This window comes from Haloarcula sp. JP-L23, assembly GCF_011602445.1.
Lineage (GTDB): Archaea > Halobacteriota > Halobacteria > Halobacteriales > Haloarculaceae > Haloarcula > Haloarcula pellucida.
This window is the reverse complement of the sequence record NZ_CP050016.1, coordinates 294974-320082: the sequence shown is the minus strand read 5'-3', so window position 1 is coordinate 320082 and position 25109 is coordinate 294974. Positions and strand designations below refer to the sequence as shown.

27 protein-coding genes and 2 pseudogenes are annotated in these 25109 nt (G+C 59.9%); 12 read left to right on the top strand and 17 right to left on the bottom strand.

Annotated features, from left to right (window positions below; translation table 11 throughout):
* Positions 1-11: 11 nt before the first annotated feature.
* Positions 12-701, bottom strand: a complete 690-nt coding sequence (locus G9465_RS22830) for an SOS response-associated peptidase (RefSeq protein WP_166974987.1) — start codon at positions 699-701, stop codon at positions 12-14.
* Positions 702-969: 268 nt separating this feature from the next.
* Between G9465_RS22830 and G9465_RS22825 the strand changes: the two genes are divergently transcribed.
* The 4 genes from G9465_RS22825 to G9465_RS22810 all read left to right on the top strand — a co-directional run bounded on the left by G9465_RS22825 (position 970) and on the right by G9465_RS22810 (position 6760).
* On the top strand, positions 970-1905 hold the full coding sequence (locus tag G9465_RS22825; protein WP_193571764.1) for a hypothetical protein: 936 nt from the start codon (positions 970-972) through the stop codon (positions 1903-1905).
* A 5-nt stretch (positions 1906-1910) separates the two neighbouring features.
* Positions 1911-2216, top strand: a complete 306-nt coding sequence (locus tag G9465_RS22820) for a hypothetical protein (RefSeq protein WP_166974984.1) — start codon at positions 1911-1913, stop codon at positions 2214-2216.
* A 2-nt stretch (positions 2217-2218) separates the two neighbouring features.
* Complete coding sequence (locus G9465_RS22815) at positions 2219-4369, top strand: type B DNA-directed DNA polymerase (protein ID WP_193571763.1); 2151 nt, start codon at positions 2219-2221, stop codon at positions 4367-4369.
* An 891-nt stretch (positions 4370-5260) separates the two neighbouring features.
* Positions 5261-6760: a Cdc6/Cdc18 family protein gene (locus G9465_RS22810; RefSeq protein ID WP_166974982.1), complete on the top strand. Its 1500-nt coding sequence runs from the start codon at positions 5261-5263 to the stop codon at positions 6758-6760.
* Positions 6761-6997: 237 nt separating this feature from the next.
* Here G9465_RS22810 and G9465_RS22805 read toward each other — a convergent pair whose 3' ends face one another.
* The gene (locus G9465_RS22805; RefSeq protein WP_166974979.1) at positions 6998-7321 is read right to left on the bottom strand and encodes a hypothetical protein; all 324 of its coding nucleotides are present in this window, start codon (positions 7319-7321) and stop codon (positions 6998-7000) included.
* A gap of 138 nt (positions 7322-7459) precedes the next feature.
* Between G9465_RS22805 and G9465_RS22800 the strand changes: the two genes are divergently transcribed.
* Positions 7460-8383: a MarR family transcriptional regulator gene (locus tag G9465_RS22800; protein ID WP_166975210.1), complete on the top strand. Its 924-nt coding sequence runs from the start codon at positions 7460-7462 to the stop codon at positions 8381-8383.
* Positions 8384-8420: 37 nt separating this feature from the next.
* Here the strand turns inward: G9465_RS22800 and G9465_RS22795 are convergent, their stop codons facing one another.
* The gene (locus G9465_RS22795) at positions 8421-8855 is read right to left on the bottom strand and encodes a PIN domain-containing protein (protein ID WP_166974977.1); all 435 of its coding nucleotides are present in this window, start codon (positions 8853-8855) and stop codon (positions 8421-8423) included.
* The gene (locus G9465_RS22790) at positions 8856-9107 is read right to left on the bottom strand and encodes an AbrB/MazE/SpoVT family DNA-binding domain-containing protein (protein ID WP_008524573.1); all 252 of its coding nucleotides are present in this window, start codon (positions 9105-9107) and stop codon (positions 8856-8858) included.
* A 218-nt stretch (positions 9108-9325) separates the two neighbouring features.
* On the opposite strand from G9465_RS22790, the pseudogene G9465_RS22785 reads away from it, so the two are divergent.
* Positions 9326-10581 (top strand): annotated as a pseudogene (locus tag G9465_RS22785) (RNA-guided endonuclease InsQ/TnpB family protein).
* A gap of 45 nt (positions 10582-10626) precedes the next feature.
* Here the strand turns inward: G9465_RS22785 and G9465_RS22780 are convergent.
* The gene (locus tag G9465_RS22780; RefSeq protein ID WP_166974974.1) at positions 10627-11040 is read right to left on the bottom strand and encodes a MarR family transcriptional regulator; all 414 of its coding nucleotides are present in this window, start codon (positions 11038-11040) and stop codon (positions 10627-10629) included.
* A 68-nt stretch (positions 11041-11108) separates the two neighbouring features.
* Positions 11109-11927 (bottom strand): hypothetical protein, encoded by an 819-nt coding sequence (locus G9465_RS22775; RefSeq protein WP_166974972.1) that lies wholly within the window; start codon positions 11925-11927, stop codon positions 11109-11111.
* Positions 11928-12154: 227 nt separating this feature from the next.
* On the opposite strand from G9465_RS22775, the gene G9465_RS22770 reads away from it, so the two are divergent.
* Positions 12155-12826, top strand: a complete 672-nt coding sequence (locus G9465_RS22770; RefSeq protein ID WP_166974969.1) for a helix-turn-helix domain-containing protein — start codon at positions 12155-12157, stop codon at positions 12824-12826.
* Positions 12823-13518 (top strand): nucleotidyltransferase domain-containing protein, encoded by a 696-nt coding sequence (locus tag G9465_RS22765; protein ID WP_166974967.1) that lies wholly within the window; start codon positions 12823-12825, stop codon positions 13516-13518. The genes G9465_RS22770 and G9465_RS22765 overlap by 4 nt, the downstream gene beginning before the upstream one ends.
* 125 nt (positions 13519-13643) lie before the next feature.
* On the opposite strand, the gene G9465_RS25440 is transcribed toward G9465_RS22765, so the two are convergent.
* The 7 genes from G9465_RS25440 to G9465_RS22730 all read right to left on the bottom strand — a co-directional run bounded on the left by G9465_RS25440 (position 13644) and on the right by G9465_RS22730 (position 20565).
* Positions 13644-14978 carry a DUF6735 family protein gene (locus G9465_RS25440; RefSeq protein WP_166974965.1) on the bottom strand — a complete coding sequence of 445 codons (1335 nt, stop codon included), beginning with the start codon at positions 14976-14978 and terminating at the stop codon, positions 13644-13646.
* Positions 14979-15046: 68 nt separating this feature from the next.
* On the bottom strand, positions 15047-15427 hold the full coding sequence (locus G9465_RS22755; protein ID WP_166974961.1) for a hypothetical protein: 381 nt from the start codon (positions 15425-15427) through the stop codon (positions 15047-15049).
* A 90-nt stretch (positions 15428-15517) separates the two neighbouring features.
* On the bottom strand, positions 15518-15706 hold the full coding sequence (locus G9465_RS22750) for a hypothetical protein (protein WP_166974959.1): 189 nt from the start codon (positions 15704-15706) through the stop codon (positions 15518-15520).
* A gap of 302 nt (positions 15707-16008) precedes the next feature.
* Positions 16009-16623, bottom strand: coding sequence for a class I SAM-dependent methyltransferase (locus G9465_RS22745; RefSeq protein ID WP_166974956.1), 615 nt, complete (start codon positions 16621-16623; stop codon positions 16009-16011).
* A 90-nt stretch (positions 16624-16713) separates the two neighbouring features.
* A complete protein-coding gene (locus G9465_RS22740; protein WP_166974954.1) occupies positions 16714-18456 on the bottom strand; it encodes a prolyl oligopeptidase family serine peptidase in 1743 nt (580 codons plus the stop codon).
* 199 nt (positions 18457-18655) lie between these two features.
* Entirely contained in the window at positions 18656-19579 is a 924-nt protein-coding gene (locus tag G9465_RS22735; protein WP_166974952.1) for a helix-turn-helix transcriptional regulator, read from the bottom strand.
* A gap of 71 nt (positions 19580-19650) precedes the next feature.
* Positions 19651-20565 (bottom strand): alpha/beta fold hydrolase, encoded by a 915-nt coding sequence (locus tag G9465_RS22730; protein WP_166974949.1) that lies wholly within the window; start codon positions 20563-20565, stop codon positions 19651-19653.
* A gap of 308 nt (positions 20566-20873) precedes the next feature.
* On the opposite strand from G9465_RS22730, the gene merB reads away from it, so the two are divergent.
* Both merB and G9465_RS22720 read left to right on the top strand, forming a co-directional pair.
* Entirely contained in the window at positions 20874-21401 is a 528-nt protein-coding gene (gene merB / locus G9465_RS22725) for an organomercurial lyase (RefSeq protein ID WP_166974947.1), read from the top strand.
* On the top strand, positions 21398-21769 hold the full coding sequence (locus G9465_RS22720) for a DoxX family protein (RefSeq protein WP_166974945.1): 372 nt from the start codon (positions 21398-21400) through the stop codon (positions 21767-21769). Before merB ends, G9465_RS22720 begins: the two co-directional genes overlap by 4 nt.
* Before the next feature lie 12 nt (positions 21770-21781).
* Here the strand turns inward: G9465_RS22720 and G9465_RS22715 are convergent, their stop codons facing one another.
* Positions 21782-22165, bottom strand: a complete 384-nt coding sequence (locus G9465_RS22715; RefSeq protein ID WP_227015830.1) for a helix-turn-helix domain-containing protein — start codon at positions 22163-22165, stop codon at positions 21782-21784.
* Between the two features lie 79 nt (positions 22166-22244).
* Here G9465_RS22715 and G9465_RS22710 point away from each other — a divergent pair, with 79 nt between their 5' ends.
* Positions 22245-22577 carry a Zn-dependent oxidoreductase gene (locus tag G9465_RS22710; RefSeq protein WP_166974942.1) on the top strand — a complete coding sequence of 111 codons (333 nt, stop codon included), beginning with the start codon at positions 22245-22247 and terminating at the stop codon, positions 22575-22577.
* A gap of 7 nt (positions 22578-22584) precedes the next feature.
* On the opposite strand, the gene G9465_RS22705 is transcribed toward G9465_RS22710, so the two are convergent.
* The 3 genes from G9465_RS22705 to G9465_RS22700 are packed head-to-tail and all read right to left on the bottom strand — an operon-like array spanning position 22585 to position 23682.
* Positions 22585-23214: a Na+-dependent transporter gene (locus tag G9465_RS22705; RefSeq protein WP_349674919.1), complete on the bottom strand. Its 630-nt coding sequence runs from the start codon at positions 23212-23214 to the stop codon at positions 22585-22587.
* Positions 23215-23216: 2 nt separating this feature from the next.
* A complete protein-coding gene (locus G9465_RS26350; protein ID WP_349674918.1) occupies positions 23217-23510 on the bottom strand; it encodes a hypothetical protein in 294 nt (97 codons plus the stop codon).
* A 28-nt stretch (positions 23511-23538) separates the two neighbouring features.
* The gene (locus G9465_RS22700; protein ID WP_166974322.1) at positions 23539-23682 is read right to left on the bottom strand and encodes a hypothetical protein; all 144 of its coding nucleotides are present in this window, start codon (positions 23680-23682) and stop codon (positions 23539-23541) included.
* Positions 23683-23875: 193 nt separating this feature from the next.
* On the opposite strand from G9465_RS22700, the pseudogene G9465_RS22695 reads away from it, so the two are divergent.
* Positions 23876-24852 (top strand): annotated as a pseudogene (locus tag G9465_RS22695) (IS1595 family transposase).
* Positions 24853-25109 lie beyond the last annotated feature (257 nt).

Here is a 25109-nt window from a genome sequence, read left to right as displayed (position 1 = left end):
GACGCCGTCAGCTACTCCGAGCTGAACTCGCCGAGGCCCGATTGATCGTGGTCCAGCGGCTCGATGACTTGGGGATCGTCGTTTCCTGGGTTGTTGACCCGCGTCGAGATCTCGTAGGCGTCCAAATCGTCCTTCGGATACGGCTGGCACAGGTCCTTGCGGGTGTCCGGATCTGCGGCGAGCCAGTCGGACTCAGCGTCCTGCGGAAGGACGACTGGCATCCGGTCGTGGATGGGATTCATCAGGTCGTTCGGGTCCGTCGTGAGAATCGTGACGCACGAGATCGTCTCGTCGTCGCCCTCCCAGATATCCCAGAGGCCGGCCATCGAGAACGCCGGATCGTTCTTCCGGTATATTCGGTAGGGCTGTTTCGGTCCGCCGTTCGGTGCTTTCCACTCGTAGAACCCTGACGAGAGGACAAGACAGGGGCGGGATTCCCACGCCTGCTCGAAGACGCGTTTCTCGTCGGCAGTCTCGGAGCGAGCGTTGATGATTCCTTCCTCCGGCTCGTCCGCCCAGAACGGAATCAGACCCCAGTGGTAGCGGTCGATCTCGTCTGGTGCCTCGTTCGTGATGATGTGTAGGTCGTCGCCAGGCGCGATGTTGTATCGGGGTGTATACCCGCCGTCCGCGACGACCTCGGCGTCGAAGCGAGACTCCAAGTCACCTTGATCGACGAAGAGAGAATTGCGTCCACACATACGGAGGAGTTCGGGGGGAAGCATCTTCAACGTGGTCGCGCGGAGCCTCGTCAGCGCCGATGTTCTTAACCAACAAACGGTCCCAGTAAATCCGGTGTGTTGGTTAACTGAGCAGCAGACGCGCCTGATTCTGGAAACGTTCTAGGAAACAGTCAATCGTCCACAGAAACACGGCGACTGAGGGTGGGCCACCAATTATCTCATGCCTTCCCTGAAACGCAGAAGCGCCACGCCGCGGCTTATCGGGAATGTGGACAACTAGTCGAGTATGGGAGAACACTCAACGTCGAACCGATTGGCGGTGGACCAGCCGACACGGGGTGCTGACCGCAACCGGTCGCTTGCTGACCAGGCCGATCCGGCTACGGACGAGATGCTGTTGCCGTCACTCGACGACGGCATCACGCTGCTCGACGTGGAGGGGGGCCGCGGCGTCCCAATCCCGCAGTCGCTCGTGCTCGATCATCTCCTCCTACACGACGGACCCGCCTTCTGGGTCGACGCAAATGGACACGCGACGACGACGACGACACTCGCGCGGATCGCGCCTAGCCAGCGCTTGCTCGACCGAATCCACGTCACACGCGGGTTCACCGCCTACCAGCACTACGGCGCCGTCTGTGATCTCCCGACAGCGGTGAACAAGGTAATTCAGTCGTCCACTGCCGACGCCGGGGCAGCCGGTCGACGGGCACCAGATCGCGACGAGGAAACGTCTCCTCACACGCCCGTTCTCATCGTCGCGCCGGCCGTCGACGCCCAGTACCGCGCCGACGATACCCTCGGCGAGACTCACGCGAAAACCCTCCAGGCCCGAACGCTCGCCCGGTTGGCGACCTACGCCGATGCGTACGACATCCCGGTACTCGTTACTCGAAACGAACGTAATGACTTCACGGCGCCGGTCGCGACAGTCGCCGACCATCACCTCAAGTGCGAGCAGACCCGAATGGGGCCACGGGTCGTCGGCGAGGACTTCGAGACACTCGTCTATCCCGTCGACGATGGCGCGTACTACCAGACGACGTTCGCGTACTGGCGGCAGCTACTCGCGGCACGCGCCACGCAGGTCGGCGTGGAACCGACTCCGCCGACGCCGACTCCAGAGGGCGTCGGGACGGGCGGCACTACTGAGGGTGAGACGGTGTCGGCCACTGCGGACCCCCTGCTCGATGCGTGGACGGCGACCGGTTCGGGAGGGTGATAGCGATGGGACGCACGAACTCGACGTACCGAGATGCACTCCGTGCCATCGAAGAGCGCTGGGCGGAGTTCCGCCGGGCACTCCGTCGTCGCGACCAGCCACGATTCGACCGGTTGTTCGAGTACGCCCGCGAACACGCCGACGCGAGCGGGCTGTTGAACCACCAGAATCCGCTGCTGCCGGCGTTGCTCAGCATCGATCTCGAGCAGGAAGCCCGCCTCGACGACCACGAGGAGCGCCTCGAGGAGCTCGAAGCCGCGGTCGCAGCAAGCGATGACCAGGAGGCCGCCCCACCGGACTCGAACCCCTGACGATGCCGTACACTATCGACTTCCTGGACGACGGGCGCGTCCTCGAGTGGGACGCCACCACCGACGGCGCCGTTGCGACCGAGCGCGATGACTACACTCCACGCTTCTACGTGGCCCCTCGCGACCCAGCGTCCGACCTCGACCTCACGACGCTCCAGTCGGTGTACGACCAGCACCCGGACGTCGCCGCGACCGAGATGGTTGCGCGACGGCCGGGCTTTCGACGGGACGAGGAGACAGTCCTCGCCGTCGACGTCGCCCACATCGACCGCGTCACCCCACTCGCCCGGCAGGCGCGCCAGCTGTCGGACTATCCAGTCGGGGACCTCGCCTGTTTCAACGTCGACTTCTCGCGAGAGTTCCGGTACTGTTTGGAGACCGACGTCGATCCGACACCGGCGGGGGAGCTGTCGACGCTCCGACTCAGCGTCCCGGTGACCGAAACGAGCAACGACGTCTATGGGGAGCTGTCCGTCGACGGCGACGCCGTCACTGGCACACCAACGGAGATCCTGACCGCCGTCCAAGGGGCGCTCGAAGCACACGATCCGGACGTGTTGATCTGCTCGACGAGCGAAACCGTCCCGACCCTCCACGAGATGGCGACGGTCGCCGGCGTCGACGACTTCTCGCTGAGTCGGTGGCCGGATGTCGACTATCAGCAGCTCGCGAGCCGATCGACGTACTCAAGCTACGGCCGCGTCGGTCACTCCCCGGCGCGGTACAACGTGCCCGGCCGGGCGATCATCGACGAGTCGAACACGTTCTTCTACGGGGAGACGAACCTCGACGGCGTCCTCGACCTCGTGTCGCGCTCGAAAAAGCCCGTCCAGGAGCTTGCGTGGGCATCGATCGGGAACGTCCTCACCGCGATTCAGATCTGTGAGGCCCACGACCGCGGCGTCCTCGTCCCGTGGAACTCCTGGCGCCACGAGTTCTACAAGCCGATGGGAACGCTCCACGACGCCGACCGTAGTGGCTTCATTTTCGCGCCCGAGGTCGGCCTCCACGAGAACGTCCACGAACTCGACTTTTCGAGCCTGTACCCGAACATCATCTGTACGCGGAACGTCTCACCGGACGTCATCCGGTGTGACTGCCACAGCGACCGCGAGGACGTTCCTGGACTTGGGTACTCGATCTGCGACGACCGGGGCTACCTCGTCGGCGTGCTACAGCCGATCATCGACGCTCGCGACGAGATCAAGGCGGCCATCCGTCGCGAGAAGGAGCGGGACGACCCTGACGAGGACCGACTGGCGGAACTCGAGGGACGGTCGGGAGCGCTGAAGTGGATCCTCGTCGCTTGCTTTGGCTATCAAGGGTTTAGCAACGCGAAGTTCGGCCGCATCGAGTGCCACGAGGCGATTAACGCATTCGCTCGCGAGATTCTGCTGACGGCGAAACAGCGGCTGGAAGCCGGCGGCTGGCGCGTCGTCCACGGCATCGTCGACTCCATCTGGGTGACCCCAGACCCCGACGTCGACGACGAGGACCGCGAGGATCTCGAGACGCTCGCAACAGAGATCACGGAACGCGTCGAGATTCGGCTCGAACACGAAGCCCACTACGACTGGGTGGCGTTCGTGCCCCAACGCGAGAGCGACGCCGGCGCGTTGACGAAGTACTTCGGCAAAGTCGCCGACGAAGACGACTTCAAGATCCGGGGGATCGAAGCCCGGCAGCGCTCAACTCCGCCGTTCATCGAGGCGGTCCAGCGGGACTGTCTCGAACGGTTCGACGCGACCCGGTCGGCGGAGGCAGTGCTCGACTGTCTACAAGACGCCATCAATCGGCTCCACGCTGGAACGGTGCCGGTCGAGCAGCTCGTCGAACGGAATCGTGTCTCCAAGCCGCTAGAGGGATATACGCAGAACACCCAGAACGTGGCGGCGCTGAAGCGGGCTCGAGAGCAGGACCTCGCTGTCCACCCGGGACAGGACATCGAGTACGTGGTCGTCGACGACGAGAAGACCTCGCGTGACCGTGTCGCCCTCTCCCACGAAGAGATCGAGACCTACGACGCCTCGTACTACGAGACGGAGTTGGTCCGAGCTGTCGAGAGCGTACTTTCTCCCCTTGGCTGGAATCGGAATGATATTCGACGGGATCTCAATGGAATACGTGTAGTCGGTATCACGGATTGGGCCTGACGAACCCCCTCCCCCCTTTTTCGAGTTGTAAGTCGATGGGTACAGACCACTTCAGGCGCCATGTAGTGAGAATGGATTTCACAAAAGAGGACGTAAAGGCGATAAGACGTGATTATTCTCGGGATCGAAACCAAGTGATGTTCCCATCTCCAGAGACTTCAGTCTTCTAGCTAAGCTAGAAGATATATTTTCTTTATCTGCACTACAGATATGGTAAGGTAATATAAGATATAAAATTTCGTATTTCTAGTTACAAGTTAGAGAAAACGATCTTCAGGCCTCCTATCGCATGCATTCGTCACAATCAGCTGTTTTGCAGTTGCTCTTGCTGTTCACCCCCACCTATCATCACGAGTTTACAACTCGAAAAAGGGGGGGAGGGGGTAGAATGGTCGAGTCCATCAAACGAGCTTCACCACCCATCGTATCTGTAGACTGTCATTTCTCTCATTCGTGAACTGGTCATACGAGAGTCGCCCTTTCGCGGTAATTCTGGGGCTTACAACTCGAAAACGGGGGGTGTGGAATAGACTGTTTCACCCTGAGCATCATTCGCAAAATCCAGATGGTACAGATTTGCTTCTATACTCAGTACGACTCACCGTTACTTACAACTCGAAAATGGGGCGGGTGGGAAAACCGGACCAGGTATGTTACCGCTCCTCGAAGGCTTACAACTCGAAAAAGGGGGGTGTGGATCATCAAGGAATTTCGATGATAGAGATTCCTGGCGACCGATTACAACTCGACAACGGAGGCTGATAGATTCCGAAGACGGTACCTGGACCATTTCGAGAATACAGGGATATAGTCGTTAGATAGCCTGTTTTCGAGTGGTTACATCTCTAAAAGGGCCCATATTTTTATACCCGGAGTTCGATAGGGTTCATAATGGGACGAGAGGGATGTAGAGCAGGATCGAATCATCCGGAAGATGAGGAGGATCGTGAATCCTCTTCTGTTGATCCTGAAACCCCTGGATCGACGGGTGAGGATGGAGATTCGCCCGGTACGTCACAAACGACTTTCGAGAACGGCTCGGATCCAGTTGATTCGTCTCAACAAGCGACCAACGGCGACGGTGGGGGCATCTCAATTCGAGATCGGTTACAAACCGAGTCGTCCGGGGGCGTTTTTGCGAACAAGGACCTCGTTCGGTCAGATACTATCATCGACGAGGATCGTATCGTTGGCCGTGATGACCAGTTGGGCCGTGTCGTCGACAACCTAAAACCGGTCCTCCAGAATGAGGGAATCCCCGATATGCTCCTGAGCGGGCCATCTGGAACGGGGAAATCGCTCATCATTCATGCAGTCTGCAAACAGATTGTCGAACTGTGTGAGTCACAAGGCAAGACCTTCGGAGTCCTCTCTATCAACTGCGAGGGACCGAAGACTGCAGATCGGGCTGTCTATCGGCTAGTTAAAGCTGCTGCCGACGACCTCGGTGTCGAACCTGGTGTTCCTCAAACCGGTGTCTCAACGGATCAGAAGCTCGAGCGACTGTACGAACTGATGCGAGAGTACTACGACGGTGTCATCTTCATCCTCGATGAGATCGATATGCTCGAGGGGCCGTATCAGGAGGCAGAGTACAATTCTCTCATCTACCAGCTTTCACGGGCTCGAAAACTCGCCGATTTTGACGGCCCGATTTCGCTCACGACTATCACGAACTACGCTGATTTCATGAAGGACCTCAACAGCCGCGCACAGAGTTCCTACAATCCTGATGACATCTTCTTCGACGATTACGATGCGAACCAACTCCGTAGTATTCTCCACAATCGACGAGACGCCTTCAAGCCGGAATCACTCGCAGATGACGTCGTTCCGCTTGTTGCTGCATTCGGCTCCCAAACGCATGGAGATGCACGGAAAGCAATAGATCTCCTCAGATGGGCTGGCGAGTTAACCGAGCGGAGCGGAGCTGACACAGTTACCGAGACTGATGTCCGTGAAGCCCAGGAGAAATACACCGAAAATCGCAAACTTCGCCATATTAACGGGATCTCCACTCAAAAGAAACTCTCCATCTACGCTGTGGCGGCCACTGCCCACTACGCAAGAGAATATCCTGAGTGGATACCTGCTGGACCTGCGTTCAAGACGTACCAATTTATTGCTGATACGATGGATACGGACCAGTACAGTCGCGAGACGTTCGTCAACCACGTCACAGAGCAGAGTACGTACGGTGTATTGGACTTCGAGCGTCGGGGCAAGGGGCGAGGCCGAGGAGTGCATATGTATTTCTCCCTCTCCGAGGATCCGGAAACGATCATGGAGACGATTCGTGAGGATTCCCGGTTCGAAGATCTAGCTCACGAAGAGGCGACTATCAGCGCGGTTGTCCGCGAACGGATGAAGCAGTTCCGGAGCAAGAACTAATCTCGCTCAGATCCGCCCCGCGCTTACTACTCGAAAACGGGGGGTGTTCGCGGCTCGGGTGGTACGTTACAGCTCGAAAATGGGGGGAGGGGTGTCACCCATCGGAATTTCTCGTTACTACTCGAAAACGGGGGGTGGCTGACCTTAGAGATCCGATGTTCTATTGTATGTGATGTGCCGTCTCCGTACCCTCTCCCATTTACAACTCGAAAAAGGGGGGTGTCCTCCTATTCGAGTTCATTCGTCTGGATTGACTGGGCCTTTGTATTTGGAGGTCACCTTGTCGCCTTCCCTCCACTGCCAGTAGTAGTAGCGATTGTCGTTGATCTCCTTGATCGTGATCGTTGCTTTGGCAGGGACGTCGTCCGGGAGGTCGTCTGGTCGCTCCTCGATTTCTTCCTGGTCTGCCGACTCCTCGAGACGGACCTCACGTTCCTTGTGCTCGGCTAGCGCTTCAGCGTACGTAGCAACGTCTCGGAGCTGCTCCGGGTCCGACTCGTTGAGCGTGTTGACAATCTCCGTCGGGAGGTTCGCCGGTGGGGTCGGGGGTTCGTAGGACATCGGCTACTCTCGTGTTAACCAACACGGCCCACGAATCCATAGTTTTGTTGGTTAAGACGATGGAGACAGTTCTCGTGATTGCTGGCTGTAACACTACTCGAAACTTTTTTATATATGAGTTTCGTACTATGTTACACCGTGCTCCGGGGCATCGAACTCGAGGTCCTCGCCACGGTCGACCGCGGCGACACGATCTCCGAGCTGGCGACGAAGCTCGACCACAGCGAGAGCTACCTCTCCCGTGCCGTCGCCGACCTCGTCGAGAAGGGGCTCGTCTACACGGAACGCGACGGCCGCCGAAAACGAGTCGTCCCATCGGATGCTCGCGCCGTCGAACTCTACCAGGACCTCGTCCGCCAGCACTCCCACATCGACTTCCCCGAGCTGCTGACCGGCAAGGCACTCGAGGTGCTGTACTACATCGACGAACCGCGAACTGTCTCCGAGATCGCCGACCGGAGCGAGAACTACCGCAACACGGTCAACCGCATCCTCAAGCGGCTTCGCGACCGCGGGCTCGTCGGGACGGACGACGGCCACTACGAGTTCAACGCCGACTTCGACCGCCTCCACGCGTTCGCACGTGAACTTGCACACCATCTGCATCGCCAGCGCCTCGAAGCCGTCGCCCCGAAGGGCACGATTCTCTGGGAGGACTACGATGAATTCCTCGCCCAGGCCGAGACGGAGATCGACGCAGAGGAGTTCCACGAAACCGGCCTCGCTCGGTTCGCGGCCTTCGACCTCCAGTTCCTGCTCACCGGCCACCGCTACTACGTCTACTCCGAGGAGCTCAACGCAGTCTCGCCGGCGGAGCTCTGCTGTCACACCCTCTTGATCGACGACGGCAGCCGCCACCGCTCGTATTGTCTCCTCCTGCTCAGCCACGTCGACGTCGACGAGGAGAATCTCCGAGAGCAGGCGGCGAAGTATGGCCTCGAAGACGAAATCGACGCCTTGCTCTGCTACCTCGAGACGCACGGCGAGGTCGACGACGACCGACTCCCGAAATGGGACGAGTTCCAGGAGCTGGCGGCTGACTACGAGGTGCGACTATCCTGAGACCGAACTTCGTCGCCGGCCGTGGCGTCTGCCAGCGTCAGTTCGGGTTGTAGGGATTCGTTGCTGTCTCGAGCCGATAGACATCCTCGATGGCGTCAAAATCGTCGTCAAACGCATACAGGTAGCCGAGTCCCTCGGTTTGCATATACGCGACAATGCAGGCATCAACGAAGGAGAGCGGTTCGTGTTGACGAAAGATGGCCTTCCCTGTCGCGAGGGCGTCGGTAGTGAGTGAGTCGATGTGGAAGCGGGCGTTTTCTTCGATTCGATCGAGGAGATCGACGGCTGCGTCGTGGCCGGCGTGGGTCGTGAGGCCGTTGAGCGTTTCAGCGAGTACGTAGTCGAGGATGACTGCCTCCGGGAGCGTTCCATTGTCGATGCCCTGGAGCACGGGAAGCGCGGCATCGTGGGATCCATCCCGCCGGTATGCGGCGGCAAAGAGGACTGTCGTATCGATCAGTGCACGAGGCATTTACTCGACGTCGACGCCCCAGGCGTCGTGATCGCTCGTGACATCGGTTGGCTCCTCACCAGCGTAGCCGTCGAAGTCGGCGAACGTGCCCGTTTGCTGTTGGATGACGTGGACTCGAATGCTCCCGTCATCTTCAAGATGCCAACGGAGCTGATCTCCATCGTCGATATTGAGCTCACGCCGAATCCGGGCGGGGATGTTTGCCTGGTTTCCAGACACCTTGCTTTCGGCGTCGATTCTGTCGCTGCTCATACCTCCCGGTATGTGACGGGCTGTGAAAAACCTAGTGTGCCGCCACACTACACATCGAACACGTGCTTATGACGAGCAAGGAGAATACCTGCGCCTAAAGGCGCGGGATGAATCCGACACTCTGACCGACAATCCACCGAAGACACTCCAGCCGGATATTCAACGCCGGTCGTTGATTTTAATATATCTACTCATAACTAGTTATGTACTGCAGAAAGATGCTGGAAACGACCCGCACCTACGTCGCATGCATTACGAACCATGAACAGGTTCGTGACGACCTCGACCAGTGCGGGTTCTCGGCATCTAAACTGTGGAACGTCGGACGATACTACATCCAACAACGGTGGGACGAAGACGGCGAGATACCAGACGAAGCCGAACTGAAATCGGAGTTGAAGGACCATGAACGCTACAGTGACCTGCATTCTCAGTCAAGTCAGCGAGTTCTCGAAGAACTTGCTGAAGCGTTCACGGGCTGGTACAACTCCGACGAGGTAACAACCCACCGGGCTACCGGAAACGTGGCGACGACCACCCGCGCTCCACCGTCACGTGGAAGAAACGAGCCATCAAACACGACGACAAACACGGCCAAATTCGCCTCTCGAAAGGGTTCAACCTGAAAGAGAGTCGGTCTGACTTCATCCTCGCGGAGTACGAAACCCGCCCCGACGTAGAAGTTGAGAACATCCAGCAGGTGCGTGCGGTCTGGAACGGAGGCGAGTGGGAGCTACACCTCGTCTGTAAAAAAGAGATTCCAGTCGAAGATGCACCCGGAGATAACACGGCTGGTATCGACCTCGGGATCAGCAACTACCTCGCCATCGACTACGAAGATGGCACGAGCGAACTGTATCCGGGGAACGTGCTGAAAGAGGATAAGCACTACTTCACCCGCGAGGAGTACCAGACCGAAGGCGAGAACGGCCCGTCAAAGCGTGCGCGTAAAGCTCGGCAGAAACTCTCTCGGCGCAAAGACCACTTCCTCCACACGCTCTCGAAACACATCGTTGAGCGGTGTGTGGAAGAAGACGTGGAGAAGATAGCGGTTGGCGACCTCAGCCACATCCGCGAGGATGGGACCGGCGAGCCTCGGAACTGGGGTACGTCAGGGAACAAGAAACTCCACGGATGGGAGTTCGACCGATTCGCCCGGCTCCTCGAATACAAGGCCGAGGAACACGGCATCCTCGTTGACCGCGTAGACGAAGAGAACACGAGTAAGACTTGTTCGTGCTGCGGGCAGATTCGCAACTCGAATCGCGTGGAACGCGGTCTGTACGTCTGTTCGTCGTGCGAGACGACGATGAACGCGGACGTGAACGGTGCGGTGAACACTCGCAGAAGGATAACTCAGAGTCCCCCAACGGGGGATATGAGTAACGGCTGTTTGGCACAGCCCGGAGTCTTCCTGTTCGACCGCGAGAGTGGGTCGTTCAAAACGAGAGAACAGGGAGACTGCAAACCCTAATATCCCAACGCTTGGGATTCCCGCGTCTTCAGGTGCGGGAGGATGTCAATTCGTATCGGGACGAGGAGCGTTCTCGTACTTGACCATCTTCTCTGGCTTGTCGGAGATGGTGTCGTAGATCTGCTGGAGCGTCGCCTCGGCCGCGAGCAGATTATGCTCCTCGAGGAATTCCCGTCCCTCGTCGGTAAGGCCGTAGAACTTCCAAGGGTAGCCCTGCCGGTGCTCCCCATTGTCGAGTGCAACCTCCGTGACGATCCCGGCGTCAATGAGTTTCTGAATGTGGTTGTAAACCGTGGCTTCGCTGATGCTTGGGTTGAGTTCCTCTAGTTCGCACATCGAGGGGAGCTGCTGCGGATGACCGAGAATATCGCTGATGAGCGAAAACCGCGTCTGCTGGGTCACGAAATGGACGCGATCCCGCGTTGCCGATTCGGTTCCGTTACCCAACTTGTTATCCATATTTCTGCGTTCAACCGAGAGCGGCAAAGTAGTTTACTCTGGACTAAACTACCCGAGGACCAGTGACGCTACGATTTCGAGGGAAGGCGCCCATCAGGTCGTGGGACTCGTCCCTGCTTGATCTCATGATCGACTCGCCGGAGGTGTTTACAGCCGCCCTCGGGCGTACGCTTCTGCCAGTCTGGACACGTACACGATTCGGTGATCACGTCGACTTCGTACCAGTTTCCCGACGCCGATCGGACCTCGTACCGGCCACCCTTTTCGAGCAGCGAGACGGCCATTGCTTCGTCGATGGCACGGCTGGTTCGCGGCTCGAGATCGTCATGCTGGGTCGGGTGCTCCGTGACGACCATCCGATCACGCACGTCACCGGTGCGGCCGCCGTCTGGAGCAACCGCAGCCTTGGGACCCTGGAGACGATCCACAAGTAGGGTTTCGACCGGATGGCCCTCCGGCCACAGGTAGTGGACTTCCCGCCGCTCGCGATGATCGTAGGAGCCACAGGCGGCAGCGCTCCCAGTCCAGACACGCCACGCCCCGAGTGTTGCCATCACGTCGACGATGACTCGCGGAACAGCCTCGTACTCGTCGGGGTAGAACATCCGGAAGCGAGTACACTCCGCCTGCGGCGGAACCGTCTCCCACCACTCGACGTCGTCGTCCCAGCTCTCGTACATCGCCTTGTCCTCCCCGTATCCGACAGTCACGCCGTCAATTTGCGGTATCTCCACCGATGTTTCGTTAGCCTCGTCTTCGAGCAGCCGAAGGACGGCGTACCGGAGATACTCGTGATTCGGATTGTCTGATGATTGGGCGACCTGCTCGTGGTGCTCTGCGACTCGCTCTGCCTCGTCGAGAACGGTCGTTAGATATCGGTCGGTCATGGTTCGTGGAGACGGGACTGCGCCTCCGCCCCTCGGCGGGCGCTGATAGACTTAACCAACGAATAGCGATCAGTCGTATCCTCTGTTGGTTAATTCATCTCTGCTCAAATGCTGAGCCGGATCGGATTACCGGAGCCAAGAATAGTATATCTGTATAGATATAACTCTATAGGGAATACGGGGGACAAGACTAATACAGTTAGATGCGATACCGATAACTAGCGATGATGGAGTACGTCGACGAGACCGCGGCGAAGATCATGGTCGCGGCCCGGCCGGGCGACTCGATCCGTCGAATCGCCCAGAAGATCGACGGCTCCTACTCGTGGGTCTACGACTGGATTGAGCGGTTGGAGGACGCAGGCTTCATCCGACGTGAGGACGGCGTCTACATCGAGAATTACGCTGTCAGGGATCGCTACTACGATCTCGTCGCGGCCATCTCTCGCGCTGTTCCCCCCTCGATCGACGACGGCTACGTCATTCCGCACTTCGCCGGGATGCCCTTTGCGTACACGAAAATCGACGGCGTCTACGTCTGGACCCACGGCGGCTATCAGATCGCCCGCGGCCACGACGACTATCCGATCTTCATCCAGGTTGCCGACCGGGATGTCGACCAGTGGACGGCGTTCTTTGATGAGTTCGGGATTCCGAGCCGGATCGAAGAGCGGCCGGATGCGACCGACTACGACGCGACCGTCTCGTACGTGTTGTTCCCGACGAGTGGGGAGATCACTCGCGAGTGGGTTGACGGCAATCCGGTGATCCCGTTGGACGAGGCAATCGAGCACATGTTGGAGTACCGGGTAAACTACGAGCCGGCATTGGAGATGATCGCTGATGAGTATGACCGCGATATCGACGCGTCCCACGAGGATCCGCGTTTGAACGCATGAGCCTCGGTGAACGCGAAAACGAATTGCTGGATACCCTGGAGGCAGTCATTGACGCTGACCTGCCGTACGTGCTCGTCGGTGGGTGGGCGATCGCGGCGTTCAATCAACGCTTCACCACGGACGTCGATGTCGTCATTCCGGCACAAGCGGTCGACGACTACACCGATCTTCTCACCGACCGCGGCTACGAGAAAACGGCCGATGTCGAGCGAAACGAGCTCTACGAGGGCCGTACTATCCGGTTTACGAAAGACATCGGGAATCCGGTTCAGTTCGACGCGATGGTCGACGCACTGGGCTGCCGCCAGACGGAAGCTGAATGGTCGTATCGCTATCTGGCCCAGCACTCTGTCACCGAGGAACTGCGAACCGGCCGCCCGGTAACAGCCAGGATTCCGGAACGGGAGTTGCTATTTGCCGTGAAACTTCACAGTGGCCGCAAGGCAGACTCCCGGGATCTGGTGGTGCTGGCTGCTGGCGCGGATTTCGACCGGATCGCGACCCATCTGCATCGCGGGGAGTCCGCGAAGCTCGCTGGTCGCATCGATACTGTCCTCGACCGACTCACGTCGGAGGATTTCGCGGACGCATTCAAAGGTGTCTTCGAACAGCAAACGGTTCCCGAACAGGATATCGATGCCGCCGTTGAGTTCCTTCGTGACCAGCAGCGCCGAATCGATTCTGAATCATAACATCGACTGTCGGTGGGGTATGTCTTGGGACTGATCGAAACACGCAGGGTCGGACGCCGAACGAATTAACCAACAGTGTGGACAAAGTACCCCCAGGCGTTGGTTGACAGACGGGGAAGGCGTGTTCAGCCCTCGACGACCGTCCCGATGATCTCCTGCGCGGTCGAACTGATCCGGCCGAGTCGCTCCTGAATGCTCTCCGCATCGTCGTCCTGCCACGCGGCAAGATAGAACGCTGATCCGCTCGTATCTAGGTCGAAATACCGCCCGACGATGTACGCAACGGCTTCGGCTTCGATCTCGCGTTTTGCACGCTCGGGTTCGTCGTCGACATCGAAATGGAGCAGTGCGTGGGCGTACTCGTGAATCAGCGTCACGGCGAGATCGGCCTGATTCGAGCGGGCTTTCGCTTCGACGACAGGTTGGCACTCATGGAGATTCCGGTGTTTGCAGACGCCTTTTGCGTCGCCATGCTCCCACTCAGCAGCGTCGACGACACGGACGTCGATATCGAGAGTAGTTGCCGCATCAAGGAGAGCTGGCACCAGGTCGTCGGCGTTACCTGTGGCCTCGGTTTCCAGCTCGGGGAGCGGTTCGCCCTCGGTTTGAGACACATCGAATACTGCCGTTGGTTTGAATCCAACCAGTCCTTCGGACCACTCCTCGGCCGGTGTCTTGTCGTAGTCACAGTCGCTTTGCTCGTGGTAGCTCGGCGAGTTCTCGCACTCCGGGCACTGCGTGGTGATGATCGGCGCCCAGATCCAGATGGCCGACTCGCCTTCCGTGACGTGGCGGTCGAACTCCTCCTGCCACGTCCGGTAGCCCGCCACCCGGCTCGCCTCGGGACACTGCCGCTTGATGAGGAGCGTGTTCCGGTAGGAGTAGTCGTGGAAGCGACTCTGGACGTCAAGCCACTCCTGGAACTCCGCGCTGGCCTGCGCGTCGTCGACGACGTCTTTGAGGGCCGCGAACTGTCCCTGTAGGTGGCCGTCGCCGACCGGCTCGCCGTCGTACCAGCGCACCGTCGCGAGCGCACCGTTCCCGACCGTCTCTCCCTGTTCGACCGTCTCTGAGTCGTACTGTAGCCCGAACCACAGCGTCAGATAGGCGGTCACCTCAAACGTCGTCGACACCACGAAGAACGCCTCGTGGTGGAGATAGTCGAGGTGGTCAGCAACGATCTCGTCGAGGGTGAGCCCGGTGGCGCGGGGCTTCGGCTCGACGACCGTCGACGGTCGATCCTCGCCGGCGAGGTAGCCGTCGACCGCATCTGCCTCGAGGCCATCGGCCAGCTCTGCGAGGAGCTGTTTCGCCCACGTGGCGTCGGTGTCTTCGCCACCGAACGGCGACTCAGCCGAGATTCGATGCTTGAGCTTCAGGTTCGCTGCACCCCAGTGGCTGTAGTGGAGCGTGTACTGTCCGTCTGTGCGTTCATACGCAACGAGTGCGCGGTGTCCCATCGAGCAATCACCTCACGGGGCGACCGCGACTGGATCGCCCCGCACCCCTCCCGGGGGGACGAACAACCCTACTCGTCGATCGGGTCGGGGGAACTGAGGTCCGCGTGGAGGACTTCGCCGTCGCGAACGACGTACCGCTTCGCCAGCACGGGGAAGCGGCACTTGGTGAATCCTGCCGTCTGGATATCGAACTCTTCGTCGGCTTCGAGGTGGTTGGCGAGTTCTCGCAGGAATTCGTGGGTCACGATGCCGCCCTCGTAATCCGGGAGGCCGTTCTCCCGCGCCTCGTACACCTCGAAGTCGTCGAATCCCCAGATGGTGAACTCTCCGTCTTCGGTAACCTCCCAGTCGAGCGTCCCGAAGCAGTAGCTCTCACAGAGCTCGCGGACTGCCTGCGGATCCGATACGATCGCGCCGGTCGACGTCGTCGCAGCTTGCAGTGTGGCCATATCTGGACCTCGCGAGGCGACCCCCCGAACCCCTCTATGGGACGATAAACCGACGCGAGAGGCGCTCTCCGACGTGGCTGGTGACGCCGGTCAGGAGTCTGCTTGGGCGTCCGCCCCGGCTCCGTCGCCCGGCCGCGTGAGAAGGCTCACCTCTTCCAGGAGGTCTCTCGCGGTCTCGACTCGCTCTCGATCCGCGTCGTCCAACCGGTCGACGTCGAGCCGGTTGAGATTGCTGAGCACACGATGCATCCGGTAACCCTGTTTGAACTGTTGGTCCATCGGAAGCGCCTCACCGCTCGCCGGCGCGGAAAGACTCTACGTTGTGGTCATTACAACAGGCGAGTATGCTTTCTCAACTCGATTGATATCAAAAGCTAGAACGGTTGATTCGGTGGGGATTCAATTGAGACTGCCCCCGGCGTTCGTTAGTCGGAACTTTTGGACTTCTCTCTGAGTGAATCTCGGATTCCTGAAACGTCCTGATACCGTACCAGGCTAGCGCGTACCAGATGAGTGTCGCCAAAACGCCGAGTACCGCGAATGCTATCCCGATCGTGGTTTCGTTGAGTTCGACCATCGTGTCACACCCCCTGGGGCGCTATCTCAAACGTGGTGAGGATGCCGAATAGACCAGTGTTGACATCTCGTACTGACAGCCCGGATTCCGTGACGACCTCACGTGGCTCTTGTGTCCATCGACAGCCCATTCTCGCGTAGTGGGCGTCTGCCCGCCGTTCCTGATACCACGCTATCGGCCGGCTGTCGCTCTGTCCGTGTTCGACGAGGCGGATGGTGCCATCTGGCTTGCAGACGCGTACCATCTCTTGGAGCGCGGCGACGGGGTCGGGGAACGTGCACGTCGAGAGCGACGATATCACCACGTCGAAACTGTCATCGGTAAACTCGAGATTCTGAGCGTCCATCTGCCGGAGCGTCCCGTCCACCTCGAGTCCAGCGAGGGTGTCACTGGCCTTCGCCAGCATCTCAGAACTGATGTCGACGCCCACGAGGTCCGCTGTCTCCGAAAGGTGGCGGAAGTTCGTGCCCGTCCCGCATGCGACATCCAGTACGCGGCCGTCCACGTTGCCGAACCGGTCGCGTCGGTATCTTCCTGTGAAGAGACGGTCCGCCCACTCGAAGCGGTGTATCCAGTCAGCGTAGTTGGCATACGCCGACCGAATGTCTGCGACTGACATCGAACGATTCGATGGAGGTGTCGTGTCGATACCCGATTGGGAGTCGTTGTGATGGTGTTGCGTCTGTTGGTGTTCTGTCATGGGTGTTCCTCAGGTGTGTGATTGGAAGAATTCGACCGTGCGGGTGATGTACTCGATCCGGTTCTCCGTTCGCTCGACGCCGTGTCCTTCGTCCTCGAAGAGGAGGTACTCGTGATCGATGTCCCGGTCGGTGAGCGAGGGGACTAGCTGTTCGGCCTCGCTCTCGGGGACGCGCGGGTCGTTCGCTCCCTGGACGACGAGCAGGGGGACGTCGATGTCGTCGACGTGTGAAATTGGCGAGCGCTCTTCGTACAGGTCTGGCTTCTCCTCGGGTGTGCCGCCGAGTTTCCGTATGAGCACGTCGCCGAGGTACTGGCGGGCATCTTCGACGGTCGTCTCCCAGTTGACGACGCCACAGACGCTCGCGCCCATGTCGAAGGCGTCGGTCGCGCCGACGCCCATCAGCGCCATGTAGCCGCCGTACGACCCGCCCAGAATGCCGACCTGTGTCCGCCCCCGATCGCGAAGGTACTCCGCACCTGCGACGACGTCCGTGAGATCGTCGCCACCGAGATCAGCGTCACTGGCCTTCCGGAACGCTCGGCCGTAGCCGAGACTCCCGCGGAAGTCAGGGGCGAGGACTTCGAAGCCGGCGTGGACGAGCGTCTGCGTGACCATGTCGAGACGATTGTAGTGCTGTGCCTCTGGTCCGCCGTGCGCCTTGATGATCGCGGCGTGTGGCTCGTCTTCTGGGGTGTAGAGTCGTGCGGCGATGTCCCGGCCGTCGAAGGATTCGTAGGTAACCTCATCGGGCACGACTGTCTGGACATCGACGCGGCCTTCCTTGACGACGGTTGTCCCGTCTCGGCGCAGATCGCCGGCAGTTGCCGGACTCCAGTGCTTGTAGTAGATATCGCCGTCAATGGCTTTGACATCCATGTTCATCCCGGTCTGCTCGACGGTCGTGACATCACCGTCGCTGAGGACGCAGAGGCGACGGTCGCCGCCGCGGGCCTCGAGGAAGACGATATCGCCGTCGGTCGTCCACTGCGGGTCGTACTTGTCGCGATGGTTCGCGTAGCGGAGGTCGTAGTCGCCGTCGCCGTCCGCCACGGCGAGTTCGCGGTAGCCCGTCTCGTGGTTGGTCGTGAAGACGATCCCGTTCTCGGACCACGCGCCGTATCCATCGTCGGTGAACGCGAACGACTGCTCAGAGTCGGGTTCATCGATGAACGCGTCGTCGCGGCCGAGGTCGAGATCGACAAGTCGGAGCGACGAATCCTCGAAGGTGCCGGCCTGGTAGACGAGTCGCTGTCCGTCTGGTGACCACGCGTATCCCATCACGGGCTCGTCAGCCTCGGAGCGCTTCGTGACTGTGCCCTCGTCGAGGTGGAGTGTGTACAGGTCTAGCGACCGATCACGGTTCGAGACGAACGCCAACTGATTCGGGTTCGTGGGATGCTGTCTGGCTTTGAAATTGAGGAACTCGTCGTCTAGGAGTGGCATGATCGACCCAGTCTCCGGATCGACTTCCAGCAGGTCGAACTGTTCAGCGCCGTTTTCGTCACGGTAGATGAGAACCGACTCGCGGCCCTGGAGCCACTCTGGGGACGTGATGTCGCCGGTGGCGTCGGTGAGTTGGTCGTTAGGCGTCCATAGGTCGTACGTTCCGTCCTCGTAGGCCGCGTAGATGAGGGTTCCATCGGGGGTTCTGGTGTATCCCGAGACGCCGTGGGCGTCGGCGAGTGTTTCCACGTAGTTTTCGAGTTGTTCGTCCGGCCGTCTTTCGTCGGGCGTTTCGGTCGTGGTCATAGGTTCGGGGTCGGTCGTCCGCGTTCGAGAGGTGTGGCTGATAGGGGATAAGATTTGTCGAAGTTTTGATATATTACCAGACTGGCTTCAAAATACAGTTTGAGCGATAGAAGGTCAATAGCCGTCGTAAGGGGACAATATTACTGAATCACAGCTAGCCACGCCGCTTATCCTCAACAGCAATTTTGAAAACCCATTGTCACTTCCGCCGTTCACTTTGCTCCCTGCGGCGCACGCGCTCGGTCCGCGTGACGGTCGCGCTCTCGTCGAGATACAGGCGAAGTGACGTCTCCCCGCGCCGGAATTCGACTCGATACTCCACGGGATCAGTGTCTACCTGCTCTGCGGTCCACTGGCCATCGTGGAGGTACTGATGGAACTCCCACACCCCAGTCCCCATGATATCCACGCCGTGCTCCCAGTGGAACGCAACTGATTCCGGATGATAGACCGCGGCGTGAGTCAACGGGACGCTCAGGAACCGCAGGCACTGCTGACACTCGCTGAGCGTCGCGAACGACACGGGAACCGCATCTGGGACGGATTCGTTCTCAGCGTCGATCACCGCGGTTTCGAGGTGACCCGCACAGTCCGGACAGACACCCTGTCGCATCTTGACAAAGTCGCCAGCCTGCTCCCAGATGACGGAGTCAATCAGGTCAGTCCCGGTCCGAGCCTGGACCTGTGCGGGCCGGACTCTGTACGAGAAGGCGGGCCGGTCACAGTCTGCACAGCGGATGAAGAAGTACTGCTCGTGTGATGTCGCCTCGAGGGCGGTTTCACCGCAGTAGAGACACAGTCCCTCCGTCTCGATAGTGCCGAAGTCCCCGGGGGAGCGGTAATTCCCAGAGAGAATAAATCGCACCATCTGCTCGCCGGCGTGGGTGAACGCATACCCATCCCCACGCTTCCGGAGAAAAACGTCAGTGAGCTCTCCAAGGTGATAGGACAGCTTGGACGTGTTGTCGACGTCGACGCGCTCGTAGAGCTCCGAGAACGATAGCTCCGCCACGCCCGTTTTCCGCTCGTCGCTTTGGGCACGTGCAATCGTTTCGAGGATGTCGAGTCGAATTTCGTCGGATAGGAGGGCGAATACGTCGTCCGGTGCCCGTTCCGTCTCCATACACGATAGACCGACGCGGCGATATTGAAACTACGGCTCGGTGACAGCTGTGGTGGCAGATGTCCCGTCCGTCACTCCTCCTTGGTGGTGTCCTCCACAGCATCCACGAGCGGTTGACCTGTCTCGACAGTCGTCGTGACGGCTCGAAGCAGTGCGTTGTACGTCGCGGGCCGCTCAATCATGCCGATATGCCCGGTTCGCTCTAATCGGCAGAACACGCTATCGGGGACCCGACCGGCAGTGTTCCGTGCCACGTCAAGCGGGACAATCCCGTCGGCAGGACCGTGGATGACGAGTGTGGGGCACTCGATGTGGTCCATGTCGTCGCGGCCGTCGTATCCCCAGAACGCGTCTGTGACGGTCGTCCACGCCGAGCGCTTGTGTGGCATCGGATTCGACTCTAGGAAGTCCTCGATGACTGCCTGTGGGGTGTCTTCGTGTGTGCCGACGCTGTAGGCGAGGCGACGCATTAGGGCCTTGTTCGACGGAAAATTGTACAGACGCAGGGCGAGGAAAAGTCGTAGCAGGGGCTTTTCCCACGCCGGCGTGAGGTCGTAGTCACCACCACCATGAAGCACGAGTCCGCTCGTCGGGTGCTGTTTCGCGTACTCGATGGCGATCGCGGTGCCGTAGCTGTGACCGTGGAGAAGTGGACGGTCAATGTTGAGTTCGTCGAGGAGGTTCCGGAGGTCGGTGACGTGTCCGTCGACGGATTGCGTTGGGCGGTTCGACGAGTTTCCGTTGCCCGCCAGCGAGTACGTCACCAGCTCTCGTTCCCCGGCGAACCCGTGGAGCTGTGGATAGGGATTCCACAGTGAGCCAAGGCCGCCGTGGATGAACACGAACGGCGGGTCGGGACCGGGTACGTGGAGTGTTTCGAGAGCGACGTCGTCGGAGGCCTGTATCTGAGTTGGGTCCGGTACCGAACGCTTGGCGGCGCTGAATCGGACGTAGCCCGGTAGAAACGCGTCAGACGCCACTGGCATGGTTCTGCGTTCTGGATCCTGAGAGGGCCTCGACAGGTCGGTTCATACGCGTCTTTCGGTGGAAGGGTCCAAGAATCCAGTCGGTTCTAGCCCGGCAACTAACTTCGAAAGGTCGAAGCGAATTCAATATTTCGGACTTGACAGTATAATTACTTCGAGTATAGATCTATAGGCGCATGTCAAACCAAGACTGCAATTGCGCCGACCCCGAGGTTGACGAGACGGACGCACAGACTCCCGAAACAGACAGCTGGATCGAAGCACGACCGGTGAAGACCGCGGAATTCCCGAACCCCGTCGCAGACAACATGAGCCGGTTCTTCGGCGCCTCGATTGACACGTTCGACGACATGGTAGCGGCGATCCGCGCAGTGGTCGAGGGGGACGGGATCGCTATCGACGAACTCTGTCACGTGGACGGCGAGACCTCACACTACGCGAAGACCGCGAGCGAGACCTACTACTTCCGGTGTTTCTACGACGGGATCGCGCTCGCGCATCTCGTGGATGAACCCGTCGAAATCCGAACTGAAACTCCCACGGAGGAGCCGATCGAGATCCAGGCGTCACCCGGAGACGGTGTCGATGTCACGCCATCAGACGCGGTCATGTCCTTCGGGGTGACCACTGAGAGCGACGTACCCGCTGACGAGACGCCCTCCGCGCCGGATGTCTACGGCGCTGTCTGTCCGTACGTAAAGGCGTTCTACACTCGCGAGGACTACGAGCGCTGGGCGGAGGACGTGGCGGCCACCACGGTCGGTATTCCGCTCGACGCCGGTGTTCCCATCGCCGCCGCACTGACAGCATCCGCTCCGTCGGAGGGTGCCCAATGAGTCTGGAGAGTATCGCGCTCGCCGGTTCCCAAGGTCTGCTCGGACTTGTGGGCGTGGCCGTTGGCGGTGCGAAGGTCACTCATCAGGAGGACCAGGTCGAAGACTTCCAGCGATTCGGATACCCACAGTGGTTCCGAATCCTCACTGGTCTCATCGAGATTGGCGCCGGTCTCGCGTTGCTCGCGGGCCTGGTGTGGCTCTCCGAGTTTACCGTGGCGGGTGGAATCCTCTTGAGTAGCGTGATGGTGGGCGCAGTGGCCACGCACGTCCGTACTGGCGACCCACTATCGAAAACTGTCGTTCCAGCGGTCCTCTTCGCCTTCACAGCGGGGCTGCTCATAATCCGCGACGTGACGATCCCGCTGTAACGGTACCTCTCCTTACTCCTGGCCAGTAGCGAGTTCCGTCTCGTCGATTTCTTCGGCCCACGTGAGTAGTGGTTCGAGGCGTTGGCCCAGTTCTTCACCGGTCTCCGTCAGTTCGTACTCGACCCGCGGCGGGATTTCGTCATATTGCTCGCGGGAGAGGATGCCGGCGTCGACGAGTTCCTCGAGTCGCGTCGAGAGTGTCGAACTGCTCACCTCCTCGAACGTCTCTTCGATGTCGCCGTACCGTGCTGGGCCGATCGCGTCGACCACACAGACGAGTTGCATCGCGTACCGGCGGCTGAGGAGGTCCATCACGCCGCCCAGTGGACAGAGGCAGTCGTGTTCGGGAGGCGACGAGTCGGTCGTATCAGTCGCTGAGTCGGGGATTTCTGCCATACCTTTCGTTCACCAGACCTTGTCCAACACTTCGGAGTTGACAGCATAAATAGTTCCGCATTCAAAGTAAGAACGCATCATGAGTCAGAACGACTCCAAGCGCGAGGTCGCGTGCACGCTCACTGAGGAACAAGAAGCGAACCGACCAGCGGACGTCCAAGCAACACTCATCGATCACTACCTCGGGTACGAGGAACACGAGAACGGCGTCGTCGTTCGCTTCGACGGAACGGATGCGTCACTCGAAGCACTCGCTGAGTTCACATCGAACGAGTTGCAGTGCTGTTCGTTCGCCGAATACGAGATCGCCGTGTCGCCCCCATACGAGGAAACGGTCCTAACCGTCACTGGACCCGATGGGACTAAGGAGATGTTCCAGGACGGGTTCGTCGACCGGCTGGACGTCGAATAAGCCTGACTCACTCCGTCCGGTCGTACCACTTCGCGAGCCCGGCGCTCGTCGTTATCTCGACCACGCCGATGACGACCGCGGGAAGCGACGTGATCGTCGGTAGGCCGGCCACGATCACAAGTGCGGCCGTAACTGCGAAATCGCGCATCCCGACGGAGAGAACTGACGCGATACGAGTGGCTCGCTCCGCACGGTGACTCACGAGAAATCCCACGCCGTATCCGAGCCCATTCAGGGCCACAACGCCTGCAATGACACTTCCCAAGAGCCCTAGATTCGAGCGGATGACGGCGGCGTTCGCGGCGGTTACACCGCCGATGATCAGGACCACAATTGTGGCAGAGACGGCCGGGTAATGGGCACCATACGCGCTGACGCGCTCGGGCCACCGTGCTCGCAGACCGACGGCAAGCAACATGGGCGCAACGACCGCCACGACGAGCTGTTCGACGATCGGCAGCGTCGGAGCGGTAACGCCCCCAGCGAGCACAGTGACGACCGCGGGAACGAATCCGAGACTCCCGACACCGATGATCACCAGGGCCGTCGTCGAGAGCGCTGTATCGCCGCCTGCGAGTTCGGTCATCACCGGCGTTACGAGTTCCGGCGTCACAGCCCCGATAACGACGAACCCCACAGTCAGCTCGGGTGACAGCCGAGGCCACGTGCGATGCCGAACGCCAAAACGGGCATCGCGGCGTGACCAAGCAGGACGAGCGCGACCGCCCGGCCGCCGATCTGGCTGAACTGCTCAACCGAGAGCGTCAACGAGATGCTCCCGATCATCACCGCGAGAATGACCGTCGAGAAGTCGGTCACGACGGCAAGGTCCGTGACGGTGGGCCCGAGGCCGACCGAGAGCAGAATCCACACGAGGAGGTGATCCTCGACGAGGGCCGAAAGCGATTGAAGTCGTCCGTAGAATGGTGCCATCGACGTCATCCCGTGGTGGCGCAACACTCTAGGGGTGAGAGCCGTCGAAGACGCTTGCCGGGACGGCCTCGACGGCCGACCGAATCGATGCCAGCGCATCGTCCGGGAACGCCTCGGACGAGGTTTGGGTACGGCGCTCGCTCAGTTTCGTGACCTCCTCGACGACGACCATACTGGCTCTCGACGAACAGTGGCCCGATAAAACCCGTCGCGACGGCCATTCGAGCCGACCGGCGCCAGGATTCACTCACTCGAGGAGTCGGGCGGTGGGCGGGGGCGAGGGAGTGGATCCAGCCCAGCGTCGCTCTTATGCAAAGCTGCGGAAAGACCGTATAGTTACACTGAGACGGCGCTAATTTGGCGATATGTCTTCTGCTCAGCCAGCGTTCGGCGGGATGTTTCGGCAGCTGATTGCGCTGGGCGTCGTCGAAGTCAATACGGAGTCGCTCGATGCGAGCATCGAGCGGCGACTCAAGGAATTTTGGGAGAATACGTCCTGTCCACGGTGCGGCCACCAGAGCATCGTCACGTGGGAAGAACTCGACCGTATCTGGTGCCGTGACTGCAATTTTAAGCCGGTTTTCACCTATGGAACGCCATTCCACGAGAAGCACCTCACCGCAGGAGAGGTGCTTCTCGCGTTCACGCTCTACGCGGACACATTGCTCAGTATCAACCAGATCGCGCCGTTTCTCGGTCGGGCCTACAGAACCGTTCACACGACGATTCGAGAGGTGGAAGCCGCGGTTCAGCGCGGCTTCCCCGTCGTCTGGAGCCTCCTCGACCAAACCATCGATGGACCGACACAAGTCGACGAATCAGGCCAGGTCTGTTCGGGCTACAAAGGCCAAGAGCCGCCGCGGAACAGCCGTTCTCGCGGCGGCTCGTCCCAGACAGGCCGATCACGCTGGCGAGGGCGTCACGGTGATCAGCTGACGCTCGTCGCGGCGTGCCGCGACTCGCTTCGTGTGATCCGCGCCCAACTCGGCATCGACTACAGCGGCGATCTTGAACCAGTAATCCAGGAGGCTGAAGATCTCTCCCAGCCACTGGGAGAGGTCTGGACCGACGGTCTCCAAGCCTACCGAGAGATGGAGCGTGACCACCGAACGGTCGTGCACAAAGAGACGTACGTATCGCCCGAGGGGTCCACATTAACCAAGCTGAGTGCCTGTTTTCGCTCGTCCAGCCGTGGCTGCGGAAGTTCCGCGGCCTGTCCAAGCAGGGCTTGGAACAGGCCGCTCACACCTTCGGCATCGTTCGCTCACTCAACCTAGCTGGTGAACCCACCGAGTCAATCGTTGATTGTCTCGTTATCGGGGCTTTCCGCAGTTCTACATAAGAGCGCCCAGCGTTAACCAACACTATGCCGGTATCGGTCGGAAATGTTGGTTAATACATTCTCTGGCACGGACGAGAGCCCGGATAGCCGTACAGGGAAATGCGAAACTGTTCGGGGAGACACCACTGTGTCCGCTGTTCTTTGGCACACTCATTACAGAACAGTCGACGTACCTACCCAACAGTCCGGCAGTTGGTACCGCCTCTGTTGGTTAGCCACGAGTCTCAAGAGCGTCAGCCGCGGACCTGACAGTGGTC